Here is a 12,085-nt window from a genome sequence, read left to right on the forward strand (position 1 = left end):
TTCTAGTCTGACAGATTGAGCTTGCCCCTCAGTCGCGTGAAGAACGACCCTGTGCCCGCCAGGCGGACGAGGAGGGTCTCCGCCGGAGCCGTGGTCACGTTCACCATTGCCTCCGGCTCCAGCTCGCAGACGGAGTTCCCATCGAGGAGGAGGCGGCCCCGTCGCCGCAGGCGGATCGAGATCTGCGCTTGGGGGGGCACGAGGCATGGCCGGACCCCCAACCGGTGCGGGGCAAGCGGGACGAGGAGGAGACCCGCCACGGATGGGGCGAGAACCGGCCCCCCGGCGGCGAGGGCGTAGGCGGTGCTCCCGGTGGGGGTGGAGATGATCAAGCCATCGCCCTCCACGGCCAGCGCCGGCTCCCCGTCCACCGCCACTTCGAGCGCAGTGAACCGCTCGGCATCCGGTCCCACTGCCACCGCGTCGTTCAACGCGGAACGGACGAACCCCGGTCCCGCGGCCAGGAGGCGCGCCCGGCGCTCCACCCGATACTGCCCCGTCGCCACCAGATCGAGGGCGCCCTCGATCTCCTCCCCGTCGCAGGCGGCGAGGAACCCGAGGCCTCCCGCGTGCGCGGCCAGGACCGGGGTCGGGTGCGGGTAGACGAGCGCCGCGGCCCGGAGGAGCGTCCCATCGCCCCCCACCGCGACCACGAGGTCCGCTTCGCTAGGGGCTCCCTTCCCCGGAACGGTCGCGACGGCGATTCCTTCCCTGCAGCACCAGGCCAGCCCCCGCTCCGTCGCGGCGACCGCGGCCGGGCGGGCCAGATTCGGGACGAACAGGACGCGCCTAAGTGCCACCCCGCGCCCCCACGAACTTCCACCGGCACAGGACCCGCTCCCCAAGCTCGAGGACGACGTAGAACAGGAGCCCGAGCAGGGCCAACCCCACCACGCCGGCGAGCGAGATGTCCCCCCGGAACGTGTAGTACTCGATGAACCGTCCCAGACCTGCCCCCGGCCCAAGGAGCACCCCGAGCTTCGTCTCCGCGATGTAGAGCATGGTGATCCCCAGCCCGACCGATACCCGCGCCGCGGTGAGGACGCTCGGGAGGGTCGCGGGGAGGACGACGTGGCGGTAGATCTGCCACCGCGTTGCACCGGCGGAGCGGACCGCGGTGACGTGGGAGGGGACGATGTACTTGGCTGCTCCCTGGGCAGCGACGACGACCTGGAAGAAGAGGGCCATCACCACCACCACCAGCCGCACCACTTCCCCGAGCCCGAACGCAAGGTAGAGGAAGAGGAGGAGCGCCACCGGCGGCATCGGGTAGAGGAGGTAGATGAGGGGCGAAAGGTACCGATCCAGTTTGGACTCGAACCCCACGGCCAGGCCGAGGGGGAGGCCGAGGAGGAACGCCACGACGAGGGCGATCAGGAACCGCAGGGCCGAGGTCCCGAACGCGCTCGCCAGGGTGCCGATGTTGTCCACCGCCGCGGCGAAGGTGACCCACGGCGTGGGGAGGATCTCCCGCCCCCGCGATACCTCGAGGAGCCACGACACCCCCGCCCACAGCAGGACGACGACCGCCATCGCCAGGAGGTAGTTCAGCATAACCCGCAGCGTCCGCATCATGATCCGTTGCTCCCCAACAGGGCCTGCCGCAGGTGGGCGACCTGGGCCGTGAACTCCGGCGTCCCCCGGTACCCCGGCTCGCCCATCCCCGGGTTCTCGATGACCTCCACCACCCGCGCTGGCCGCGGAGAAAGGACGAGGATCCTCTTCCCGAGGAACACCGCTTCCTCCATGTCGTGGGTCACGAGGACGCCGGTGAACCCCATCTCCCACCACAGGCCAAGGATGAGGTTCTGGATGTGCTCGCGCGTGAGCGAGTCGAGGTTTGCGGTCGGTTCGTCCATGAGCATCACCCGCGGCTGGAGGGCGAGCGCCCGGGCGATCCCCACCCGGCGCTTCATCCCCTCCGAGAGCTCGCTCGGGAAGCGCCGCTCGAACCCAGCCAACCCGAGCTCGGCGAGGACCCGCCCCGCGGATTCCTTGCGCCCTTGAATGCGCAGGGCCAGCTCGGCGTTGGCGCGCACGGTCTTCCACGGGAGGAGCCCCGCGTCCTGGAGGATGAGGGCCACGTCGCGCCGTACCCCGCGCACCTCCTCCCTGTGGATCCGGATCCGCCCCGCCGTCGGGTGGAGGAGCCCATCGAGGGCGAAGAGGAGGGTCGTTTTTCCACACCCCGACGGCCCGACGACGGACACGAGCTCGTAGCTGTCCACGGCCATAGACAGGCCAGCCACCGCGGGCACGGCGGCCCCCCCGCGCCCGTAGATCAGGGTGAGGCCCTCGACCTCGATCATCCGGGAGGGGGGACGACCGCGGCCTCGTAGGGGAGCGGAGACCGCAGGTAGTTCTTCCCGAGGGCCCACGCCATTACCCGGTCGTACACCTCCGGGTCCACCGCGCCGGGCGCGGGGAAGGTTGGGATCACGATCGCCGCGATCGCGGCCTCGATCTGGGTCCGCACCTCGGGGGCGGCGGTCTCCGGCCCGCTGCCGGGGAAGAAGAGGTCCACCGCCCACGGGAGGGCCGCTGCCACCACCGACTCGCGGTCCTCGCTGTTGAGCTGCGCCACGGACTGCCGCACGGCGCGGAAGAACGCGGCGAGGATCTCCGGCTGGGATTCGAGGAGCGATCGGCGGACCACGAACACCTCGGGTGGGAAGCTCGCCCCAGGTACCCACGTCAGGACGGTGAGCGTCGGCTTGCCGGGGAAGGTGTAGGTGAGGATGTAATCCGCGTGGGGCCGCGGAAGAACCCCTACGGCCACCATCCCGAGAAGGGTCCAGGTGGAGTTGACGAGGAGGTCGTCCTGGCCAATGTACAGGTCCGCAGGGACCGTGACCCCACACTCCTGGAACACCCCGTCCACGACGAACTCGAGATCCGACTGGCGCGGAACAGCGATCTGGACACGGCTTCCGCTTGCAATGCGCGCCATAAGATCGTCCCAAGTAGCGATCCGCGACAACGCCGGCGGGGTGATGAAGGCGAGGTGATCCTTCGCCGGTTCAGGGGAGAAGGCGGTCCCCCCGATCACCGCCTCCCGGGGAGCGCTCGCCACGAGGAGGATCGCGCCGGTGAGGTCGGTCACGATCGCGTCCACCTGGCCGGCCTGGAACGCGAGCATCCGATCGCGCTGGCTGGGGAGGGGGATCAGCTCGACCTCGATCCCCTCAGCGCGGAACAGGTCCCACGCCGTGGCCATCACCACCGGCACTGCGCCCATCGCCGGCGGGAGGGACACCTTGAGGGGGGCGGCGAGGGACACGATGGGGACCGCGGTCACAACCGCGAGTACGGTCAGAGTACGCATGGCATCGCATTGTACCGCAGGCGCCGGCGACCCAGCAATCCCGCGGCTGGTGGTCCCGGGGATGGGGCCTCCCGCTCCCGACGCGGTAGCCGGGGAGGTTCTTCACCCGCTTGGGTAGGGGGGAGGGGATCCTCCGTCGTGGAGGCCGTGGAGGAGGGCGTCGGCCGCGGGGCCCATGATCTCCGGGATGTACCCCCCCTCGAGCACGCAGAACGCAGGGAGCTTCAGATCCCCGAGCACGTAGCCGACGTCGTAGAAGGCCTCCACATCCAACCCCAGCGAGGCCAGCGGATCCTCCCGGTACGTGTCGAACCCGGCGGAGATGGCGAGCTCCTCGAACCCACTCCCCGCTTCGTGGAGGGCCCGTTCGAGGGTCTCCACATACAGCGCCTTCCCACACCGTGGGGGGAGCGGGTAGTTGAGGCAGTTCCCGCGCGACGCGTGGCCCGTGCCGGGGTAGTTGTAGATGCGGTGGAGCGAGATGTAGGTCACGCGCGGATCCCCATAGAACACGGCCTCCGTCCCGTTCCCGTGGTGCCCGTCGATGTCCACGATGAGGGTCCGCTTCCCGGAGCGCCGCACGGCGATGGCGAGGTTGTTGTAGTAGCAGAACCCGCCCAAGAACGATGGCCCCGCATGGTGTCCCGGAGGGCGGAGGATCGAGAACCCGCGGCGGAGCTCGGCGAGGAGGGCTCCTCCGACCGCGAGGCGGGCGTAGAACCCGATGTTGGGGTAGTGCGGGCAGTCCGGATCGTGGAAGTCCCCGCTCTCGACGCGGCGGACGTGGTCGGGGGTATGCACGGAGAGGAGGTCTTCGTCGGTGGCCGGCGTGGGTTCCACGAACGGGTAGCCGAGGCGGGCGAGGTAGTGCTGGAGCATCCGCACCCGGGCCGGTCCCTCCGGGTGTCCCACGGCGTGGTACTCCAGGCACCTCTCGCTGAAAATGACGTCCATGGCCCCGGATTATGGTGATTCCCGCCCCCCAGGACAACGGCTGATCCTCGCCTCAGGTTCTCCGCGAAGGATCGAGCTCTTGCGGCTCCTCTGGCCGGAGTTCGAAACGGTGACCCCCGCGGTGGAGGAGGGAGAAGTGGCCGCGCCGGAGGGCCTCGTCCGGATCGCCCATCGCAAGGCGGAGCGGGTGCGCGCCCTGCGGCCGGAGGGGATCGTGATCGCGGCCGACACGGGCGTGTTCCGGAACGGGAAGGCCTACGGAAAGCCGCGCGACCTCCGGGAGGCATGGGGCGTCCTCCGGGCCCTGAGCGGCGGATGGCACTCCGTGTTCACGGGCCTCGTCGTGGCCGCGCCGGGGGCCACCCGGGAGACCCTCGTTGAGACCCGCGTCGAGTTCAAGCCCCTCTCCGACGACGAGATCCGGCGCTACCTCGCCCGGGAGGCCGTGCTCGACAAAGCGGGCGCGTACGCGATCCAAGGGGGAGCGGCCCCGTTCGTGACCAGGATTGAGGGCGAGTTCTTCAACGTGATGGGCCTCCCCCTGGCGACCCTCTACGCCCTCCTCCGCGATGTCGGATGGCAGCCCCCCGAACGTTGAGATGGCTCAGCCTGCCTACCTCGGCCTGACGGAAGGCGCGCTGCGCGAGCGGGCGGAAGGACTGCGGGCCCTCGCCTCCCCGTGCCGCCTGTGTCCACGGGCGTGCGGGGTCCACCGGGACAGGGGAGAGAGGGGGTTTTGCCAGGCCGGGCTCGCCGCCTGGGTGGCAAGCTTCGGCCCCCACTGCGGCGAGGAGGGGGTGCTGGTAGGGGAAGGTGGGTCGGGGACGATCTTCTTCTCCGGTTGCGTCCTCCGTTGCCTGTTTTGCCAGAACGCCACGATCTCCCAGCTCGGGGAGGGGGAGGAACTGCGCGTCGCGGACCTGGCGCGGATCATGCTCCACCTCCAGGAGCTGGGGTGCACGAACGTGAACCTCGTCACCCCGACCCATCAGGCCCCCCAGATCGTGGCTGCACTCTCCCTGGCCCGGGAAGCCGGGTTGCGGCTCCCTCTGGTATGGAACTGCGGTGGATACGAGTCGGTGGAGGCGCTGCAGCTCCTCGCCGGGATCGTGGACATCTACATGCCGGACTTTAAGTATGGCGATGACGCGGCTGCCGCTTCCCTCTCAGCTGCGCCGGACTATGTGGAGCGGGCGCAGGAGGCCCTCCGCGAGATGCACCGCCAAGTGGGGGATCTCGTGGTGGAGAACGGGGTCGCCGTGCGCGGGCTCCTCGTCCGGCACCTCGTCCTCCCCCACGGGATCGCCGGGTCGGAGGCCGTCTTCCGCTACCTCGCTCGCGAGATCTCGCCCCAGACGTTCGTCAACGTGCTGGCCCAGTACCGGCCTGCCCACCGGGCGTGGGAGAGGGCGGAGCTCGCACGACCCATCACCCGCGCCGAACACGAGGCCGCCCTCGCCTGGGCGCGGCGGTTTGGGCTCGATCGCGCCGGCCCGCACTGACTTGAATTGTAGATCAGTTTCGGCAATGATCCCCGCGACAAAACCTACCCAAGGAGGGGTTCATGCGTAACGTCCATAGCAGGTTGTTTACCCCGGGGCCCACCGAGGTTCGCCCGGAGATCCTCCAGGCCATGGCCACTCCGCAGATCTACCATCGCTCTCCCGAGTTCCGCGAACTGTACGCGGAGATCCAGCCCAAGCTCCAGAAGTTCCTGTACACGGAGCAGACGGTGCTCCTCTTCACGTCCTCCTCGACGGGAGCGATGGAAGCTGCGGTGCAGAACTGCGTCAAGAAGAAGTGCCTCAACCTCGTGAATGGGGCATTCAGCGACCGGTGGCACGAGATCACGGCCACGTGCGGGATCCCGTGCGAAGCCCTGAACGTGCCGTGGAACGTCGCGATCAAGCCGGAGATGGTGGAGGAGAAGCTCGCCAGCGGCGAGTTCGACGCCGTAACGCTTGTGTACAACGAGACCTCGACCGGCCTCATGAACCCGCTCCCCCAGATCGCGGAGGTGGTCGGGAAGTTCCCGGGCGTGCTCCTCCTCGTGGATGCTGTGTCGGCGATGGGGGGCGTGAAGATCGAGTTCGATGCCCTCGGCTTGGACGTGTGCTTGGCGGGGGTCCAAAAGGCGTTGGCCCTCCCGGCCGGGCTCGCGGTGTGTGCCGTCTCCGATCGCGCCCTGAAGCGAGCCGAGGAGATCAAGCCCCGCACCTACTACTTCAGCTTCCCAGTGATGGTGAAGTCCCACCAGAAGAACGAGACCCCGGCCACCCCCTCGATCCCGCACTTGTTCGCCCTCAATGCTCAGCTCGATGCGATGTTCGCCGAAGGCCTCGACCGCCGGTTTGGCCGTCACGAGACGATGGCATCCCTCGTCCAGACGTGGGCCAAGCGGCACTTCGGCCTCTACCCTGAGGAGGGATACTGGTCGCGGACGGTGAGCTGCATCACGAACACCCGCGGAATCTCCGTGGATGACCTGAACAAGACGTTGGTCAAGGATTACGGGATGCGCATCTCCAATGGCTACGGCGATCTGAAGGGCAAGACGTTCCGCATCGCCCATATGGGGGATCTCACCGTGGTTGACGTCCGCGGCCTCCTCGGTGTGATCGACACGATCCTCGGGCTGTAGGGAGGGGGTATGCGGGTCCTAATATGCGATCCAGTGGAAGAGAAGGCCCTCGCCCGGCTCCGTGGGGCCGGGATGGAGGTCGTGGTCCGCACGGGGATGGCCCCGGATGATCTCGCGGCGGAGCTCGCCAAGGGGTACGACGCGATCGTCGTTCGATCGGCGACGAAGGTGCGCAAGCCCGCGCTCGACGCGGCGCGGGGCCTCAAGCTCATCGTCCGCGCCGGGGTGGGGCTGGACAACGTGGATAGCGACCACGCTCGGGCGAAGGGGATCGAGGTCGTGAACACGCCCAAGGCCAGTTCGGACTCCGTGGCGGAGCTCGCCTTGGCCCACATGTTCGCCCTCGCCCGCTCCCTCCCCCAGGCCACGCGCTCCATCCAGGACGGCAAGTGGGAGAAGAAGGCATTCGTGGGGATTGAGCTCCAGGGGAAGACCCTCGGCGTGGTGGGGATCGGGCGGATCGGCCAGGCCCTTGCCCGGCGTGCCCTCGCCCTCGGGATGAAGGTGATCGCCTGCGACAAGTTCCTCACGGCCTCGCCCATCCCCGGCGTTCCCCTCGTTCCCTTCGCCGATCTCCTCCGGCAGAGCGACTTCGTCTCCCTCCACGTCCCGGCTGACCCGGCCGGTCCCGTGCTCGGGGGGCGCGAGTTCGCCCAGATGAAGGACGGGGCCTACCTCGTCAACTGCGCCCGCGGCGAGGTGGTGGACGAGGGAGCGCTTCTCGTCGCCCTCCGGTCGGGCAAGCTCGCCGGGGCGGGGCTCGACGTGTTTTCGGTCGAGCCACCCACCAACCTGGAACTCGTCCGCCATCCCAAGGTCACCCTCACCCCCCACATCGGGGCCCAGACGAAGGAGGCCCAGGAACGGATCGGGGACGAGGTGGTGGAGATCCTCCTCCGGCACGCGCGGGCGGGTTGACGATGGCGGTCGTCTACCCCTTCCGCGGCCTCCGCTATGACCCCTCGCTCGTGGGGGACCTCTCGAACGTCGTCACCCAGCCCTACGATCGGATCGGCCCCGACGAGGAACGGGCCTACCTTGCGCGCTCGCCCTATAGCTACGTCCGCCTCATCGGGACGAAGTCCCCTCCCCCGGACGAGGCGGACTACGCCCGCCGGGCGGAGCTCCTCCGGGCGTGGATTCGCGATGGGATCCTGGTCCACGACGAGGAACCGGGGATCTACCTCTACCGTCAGAGGTTCCGGATGTCCCTCGACCCTCATCCGTCGCTCGGGGACCGGAAACCGGAGGCCGTCCTCACCCGGCAAGGTCTGATCGCCCTCCTCGACCTCGCGCAGAGCGGGGCGAAGGCCCACGAGCACACCCTGCGCGGCCCGAAGGAGGACCGGCTGAAGCTCCTCCGGGCCACGGAAGCCCACCTCGAGCACATCTTCCTCCTCTACCGCGATCCGGCGCGCACGGCGACGGCTGTGGCCGAAGGGGCGATCGCCGGGCGCCCCCCCGACCTCACTGCGCGGGACGACTTCGGGAACATCCATGACCTCTGGTACATCGCGGATCCGGACACGGTGAGGACCATCCAGGGCGCCTTCGTTCCTCTTGAGCTCTACATCGCCGATGGGCACCACCGGTTCGAGACGGCGCGGGCGTTCATGCGTGAGTGCGGGGCCAAGGGGTGGAGACCAAAATCCCCTCAAAGTTTCACAGCATTGCCCGTCACCCTCGTCAACGTCGAGGAGCCGGGGTGCGTCATCCGTCCGACACCGCGGGTCGTGCACAGCCTGCCCGCGTTCTCCCCTCAAGCGTTCCTGAAGGAGGCGGGGCGGGAGTTCGCCGTCGCGCCGGTGGGGTCGCTCGCTGAGGCGAAGGCGGCCCTCGCCGCCGCGCAGGGGGCAAGGCACACGTTCATCCTCTACGCCGAGGGGAAGTTCTGGTCCCTCACCCTCCGTGACGAGAGCCGGCTGGACCACCTCATCCCGGGCGATCATCCCCCGGCGTGGAAGCGGCTCGATGTGGCGATCCTCCACAAGGCGATCCTCGATCCGCTCCTCGGGATCGACGATGAGGCCCTCGCCCGTCAGGCGAACGTGGACTACGCACACACCGCCGAGGAGGCGATCGCCCTCGTGGATGCGGGGAGGGGCCAGGCCGCGTTCCTCCTCAACCCGACCCGGGTCGAGGACGTGCTCACCATCGCCGACCTCGGGGTCTCGATGCCCCAGAAGTCCACCGACTTCTACCCCAAGCTCCTGTCGGGACTTGTGGCGATGACGATGGAGATCGAGAAGCCATGAGCCATCGCCCGCAGCCCCCCATGATCTTCTGGTAGGAAGAGGGTGGGGCGGAGGCACTGGCCTCCGCCCCTTGGGTGGGATCGCCGTGGATGTGGCCACGGCGGGGGTGGCAGATCCTGATCACCTTGCGCTGCCAACTTCTCTTGCCAGGAGCGCATCCTGGTGGGGCAAGGACCCCTGGGCTTGCCCGCCCATCACGGCGGATGGTGCCCCCTCGCCCTGGACGTAACGTGTAAAACCTATGGACTTCCGATGGAGGCAGGAGCGCACCGCCGAGGTTTGCGATCGGACCCGCGGAGCCACGTTGCCTGGCCGGCGCGGATGGGGGACGATCATGGGGAGGAACGACCCCGTGGACCCTGCACCGCTCCTACAGCTCCTCGCGGACGGGAACCAGCGCCACGCGCGTGGCGCCCACCGCCATCCCCATCAGGACGTGTCCCGGAGGGTGGACCTCGCCTCCGGCCAGAGGCCGTGGGCCGCGATCCTCGGCTGTTCCGACTCGCGGGTCCCGCCGGAGATCGTGTTCGACCAAGGGCTGGGTGACCTGTTCGTCGTCCGCACCGCGGGCCACGTGTGCGATGCCGCGGTGACGGCCAGCCTCAGCTACGCTGTCGTGCACCTGCACGTGCCGCTGGTGGTCGTCCTCGGCCACGGGGGGTGCGGCGCCGTTCAGGCGGCCCTCAACCGGCGTCCTGCTGAGCCCGCGGACTGCCTGTGCACCGCGATCGAGCCGGCGATCGCGGTGGCGCGCCTCGGCCCAGGTGACTTGAGTGCCCTGACCGTGCGGTTCCACGTTCAACGGACGGTGGAGCACGTGCGCGGTGCCCTGCCCGGCCTCCCCCGCGCGGATGTGGTGGGCGCGGTGTACGACCTCGCGTCGGGCATTGTGGAGTTCCTTGACCTCCTCTCCCCGCTTGACTTAGCGTGGCCACCGGGTAGGATGCCTCAGTAACTGGGACGTTGTCTCGTATTTTGAGACACGCCCCTCTTTCTGAGGAGTGATGCGCGTGGCGAAAACGTTGACGGAGAAGATCCTCGCCGAGCACATCGTGGACGGCACGCTCGGCAAGGGACGCGAAGTCGGGATCCGGATCGATCAGTGCCTGACCCAGGACTCCACGGGGACGATGGCGTGGCTGGAGTTCGAGTCCCTCGGCCTGGACAAGGTCCAGGCTGAACTGGCTGTTTCCTACAGCGATCACACCTCGCTCGGGTTCAAGGGGGAGTCCACCGACGATCACCTGTTCCTGCAATCCATCGCCTCCCACTATGGGGCGAAGTTCTCCAAGAACGGGAATGGGGTCTGCCACCAGGTCCATTACGAGCGGTTCGGGATCCCGGGGAAGACGCTTCTCGGGTCAGACTCCCATACTCCCACCGCCGGCGGGCTGGGGATGCTCGGGATCGGAGCCGGCGGGGCCGACGTCGCGGTGGCGATGGGCGGGGGCCCCTTCTACCTCACCGTGCCCAAGGTGATGAGGGTCGTCCTCACCGGGAAGCTCCCATGGGGGGTCACGGCGAAGGACGTGGCCTTGGAGATCCTGCGCCGGATCTCGGTAAAGGGGGGCGTGGGATACTTCCTCGAGTTCACCGGCCCGGGGGTGAAGATCCTGTCCGTCCCTGAGCGGGCCACGATCACGAACATGTGCACCGAGACCGGGGCTACGTCGTCCATCTTCCCATCCGATGCGGTGACGAAGGAGTTTCTGGAGCTGGAGGGCCGCGGATCGGACTGGCGGCCGCTCGTCCCCGATCCCGATGCGATCTACGATGCGACGGTCGAGATCGATCTCTCCGCGCTCGTCCCCCTCGTCGCCATGCCGGGAAGCCCCGACAATGTGGTCCCGGTGACGGAGGTGGCGGGGACGAGGATCGATCAGGTGTACATCGGCTCGTGCACGAACGGCTCGTACCGTGACATCAGGGTCGTCGCGGAGCTGCTCCGAGGGAGGCGGGTTGCCAAGGAGATCGACGTCATCGTGTCCCCCGGATCCCGCCAGGCGTGGGAGATGCTCATCGCCGACGGCAGCTTCCTTGCCCTCACCCAGGCCGGGGTGCGGATGATCGAGCCGGGGTGCAACGCCTGCATCGGGATCGGGTTCGTGCCGGGGACGAACTCGCTATCGCTGCGCACGGTGAACCGGAACTGGAAGGGCCGCGGCGGGAACGAGCTCGCGAAGCTCGCCCTCGCGAGCCCGGAGGTGGCGGCGGCGTCCGCCCTCAAGGGTGTGATCGCCGACCCGCGGGAGCTCCCCCCGGTCGCGGTCCGCGTGACGGATCTCATCGTGGACGACACGCTCATCATCGAGCCGGAAGGGGGGGCCGTCCCCGTCCGGCGGGCGCCGAACATCGTCAAGATGGCCCCTCCGCGGCCGCTCCCGGCGGTCCTGAAGGGCGAGGTCCTGATTGTGGTCGGGGACGGGGTCTCCACTGACGCGATCCTCCCCGCGGGCCCCCTCACCCAGCACCTGCGCTCGAACCTGCCTGAGATCGCGAAGTTTACCTTCCACTACGAGGACAAGACCTTCGCCGCCCGGGCAGTGGAGAAGGGCGGCGGGTTCATCGTCGCGGGGGAGAACTATGGCCAGGGCTCGTCGCGCGAGCACGCGGCCCTTGCCCCGTGGCAGCTCGGGATCACGGCCGTCATCGCCAAGAGCTACGCCCGGATCCACAAGGCGAACCTCGTCAACGTGGGGATCCTCCCCCTCGTCGGCGACACCACGGGGATCGATCAGGGAGACATGTTGGAGATCGATATCTCCGATCTCACGCGCCCGCTCGTGGTGCGCAACCTCACCAAGGGGACGGAGGTCCCCGTCCGGGCTGAGCTCTCCGAGCGCGAGCGGCGGATGGTCAAGGCCGGGGGGCTTCTCGCGATGGCCCTCGCTGGCCGCCGGTAGCCACCGG

12 protein-coding genes are annotated in these 12,085 nt (G+C 68.7%); 7 read left to right on the forward strand and 5 right to left on the reverse strand.

Annotated elements, in window-relative coordinates:
- Positions 1-2 precede the first annotated feature (2 nt).
- The 5 genes from BARAN1_RS03540 to BARAN1_RS03560 all read right to left on the reverse strand — a co-directional run bounded on the left by BARAN1_RS03540 (position 3) and on the right by BARAN1_RS03560 (position 4,279).
- Positions 3-800 carry an NAD(+)/NADH kinase gene (locus tag BARAN1_RS03540; RefSeq protein ID WP_157959438.1) on the reverse strand — a complete coding sequence of 266 codons (798 nt, stop codon included), beginning with the start codon at positions 798-800 and terminating at the stop codon, positions 3-5.
- A complete protein-coding gene (locus BARAN1_RS03545) occupies positions 790-1,554 on the reverse strand; it encodes an ABC transporter permease (protein ID WP_162297740.1) in 765 nt (254 codons plus the stop codon). The genes BARAN1_RS03540 and BARAN1_RS03545 overlap by 11 nt, the downstream gene beginning before the upstream one ends.
- Before the next feature lie 17 nt (positions 1,555-1,571).
- Positions 1,572-2,309: an ABC transporter ATP-binding protein gene (locus tag BARAN1_RS03550; protein WP_122030930.1), complete on the reverse strand. Its 738-nt coding sequence runs from the start codon at positions 2,307-2,309 to the stop codon at positions 1,572-1,574.
- Entirely contained in the window at positions 2,306-3,325 is a 1,020-nt protein-coding gene (locus BARAN1_RS03555; protein ID WP_122030931.1) for an ABC transporter substrate-binding protein, read from the reverse strand. Before BARAN1_RS03555 ends, BARAN1_RS03550 begins: the two co-directional genes overlap by 4 nt.
- A 102-nt stretch (positions 3,326-3,427) precedes the next feature.
- Positions 3,428-4,279 (reverse strand): histone deacetylase family protein, encoded by an 852-nt coding sequence (locus BARAN1_RS03560; protein ID WP_122030932.1) that lies wholly within the window; start codon positions 4,277-4,279, stop codon positions 3,428-3,430.
- A gap of 79 nt (positions 4,280-4,358) precedes the next feature.
- On the opposite strand from BARAN1_RS03560, the gene BARAN1_RS03565 reads away from it, so the two are divergent.
- The 7 genes from BARAN1_RS03565 (at position 4,359) to BARAN1_RS03595 (ending at position 12,078) form a co-directional block, all read left to right on the forward strand.
- Entirely contained in the window at positions 4,359-4,877 is a 519-nt protein-coding gene (locus BARAN1_RS03565; RefSeq protein WP_231944227.1) for a Maf family protein, read from the forward strand.
- A gap of 1 nt (position 4,878) precedes the next feature.
- Complete coding sequence (locus tag BARAN1_RS03570) at positions 4,879-5,781, forward strand: radical SAM protein (protein ID WP_122031768.1); 903 nt, start codon at positions 4,879-4,881, stop codon at positions 5,779-5,781.
- A 62-nt stretch (positions 5,782-5,843) separates the two neighbouring features.
- The gene (locus BARAN1_RS03575; RefSeq protein WP_122030933.1) at positions 5,844-6,920 is read left to right on the forward strand and encodes a pyridoxal-phosphate-dependent aminotransferase family protein; all 1,077 of its coding nucleotides are present in this window, start codon (positions 5,844-5,846) and stop codon (positions 6,918-6,920) included.
- A 9-nt stretch (positions 6,921-6,929) separates the two neighbouring features.
- Positions 6,930-7,838 (forward strand): D-2-hydroxyacid dehydrogenase, encoded by a 909-nt coding sequence (locus BARAN1_RS03580; RefSeq protein ID WP_122030934.1) that lies wholly within the window; start codon positions 6,930-6,932, stop codon positions 7,836-7,838.
- 2 nt (positions 7,839-7,840) lie between these two features.
- Positions 7,841-9,175: a DUF1015 domain-containing protein gene (locus tag BARAN1_RS03585; RefSeq protein WP_122030935.1), complete on the forward strand. Its 1,335-nt coding sequence runs from the start codon at positions 7,841-7,843 to the stop codon at positions 9,173-9,175.
- Positions 9,176-9,416: 241 nt separating this feature from the next.
- Positions 9,417-10,130, forward strand: coding sequence for a carbonic anhydrase (locus tag BARAN1_RS03590; protein WP_122030936.1), 714 nt, complete (start codon positions 9,417-9,419; stop codon positions 10,128-10,130).
- A gap of 55 nt (positions 10,131-10,185) precedes the next feature.
- Complete coding sequence (locus BARAN1_RS03595; RefSeq protein WP_122031769.1) at positions 10,186-12,078, forward strand: aconitate hydratase; 1,893 nt, start codon at positions 10,186-10,188, stop codon at positions 12,076-12,078.
- Positions 12,079-12,085: the final 7 nt, after the last annotated feature.

This window comes from Candidatus Bipolaricaulis anaerobius (assembly GCF_900465355.1).
GTDB classification, from domain to species: Bacteria; Bipolaricaulota; Bipolaricaulia; order Bipolaricaulales; family Bipolaricaulaceae; genus Bipolaricaulis; species Bipolaricaulis anaerobius.

What these genes read in the sequence shown, in the direction of transcription:
- BARAN1_RS03545 (WP_162297740.1), bottom strand. Translation starts at nt 1,554, where the DNA reads ATGCTGAACTACCTCCTGGCGATGGCGGTCGTCGTCCTGCTGTGGGCG.
- BARAN1_RS03550 (WP_122030930.1), bottom strand. Translation starts at nt 2,309, where the DNA reads ATGATCGAGGTCGAGGGCCTCACCCTGATCTACGGGCGCGGGGGGGCC.
- BARAN1_RS03555 (WP_122030931.1), bottom strand. Translation starts at nt 3,325, where the DNA reads ATGCGTACTCTGACCGTACTCGCGGTTGTGACCGCGGTCCCCATCGTG.
- BARAN1_RS03560 (WP_122030932.1), bottom strand. Translation starts at nt 4,279, where the DNA reads ATGGACGTCATTTTCAGCGAGAGGTGCCTGGAGTACCACGCCGTGGGA.
- BARAN1_RS03570 (WP_122031768.1), top strand. Translation starts at nt 4,879, where the DNA reads ATGGCTCAGCCTGCCTACCTCGGCCTGACGGAAGGCGCGCTGCGCGAG.
- BARAN1_RS03575 (WP_122030933.1), top strand. Translation starts at nt 5,844, where the DNA reads ATGCGTAACGTCCATAGCAGGTTGTTTACCCCGGGGCCCACCGAGGTT.
- BARAN1_RS03580 (WP_122030934.1), top strand. Translation starts at nt 6,930, where the DNA reads ATGCGGGTCCTAATATGCGATCCAGTGGAAGAGAAGGCCCTCGCCCGG.
- BARAN1_RS03585 (WP_122030935.1), top strand. Translation starts at nt 7,841, where the DNA reads ATGGCGGTCGTCTACCCCTTCCGCGGCCTCCGCTATGACCCCTCGCTC.
- BARAN1_RS03590 (WP_122030936.1), top strand. Translation starts at nt 9,417, where the DNA reads ATGGACTTCCGATGGAGGCAGGAGCGCACCGCCGAGGTTTGCGATCGG.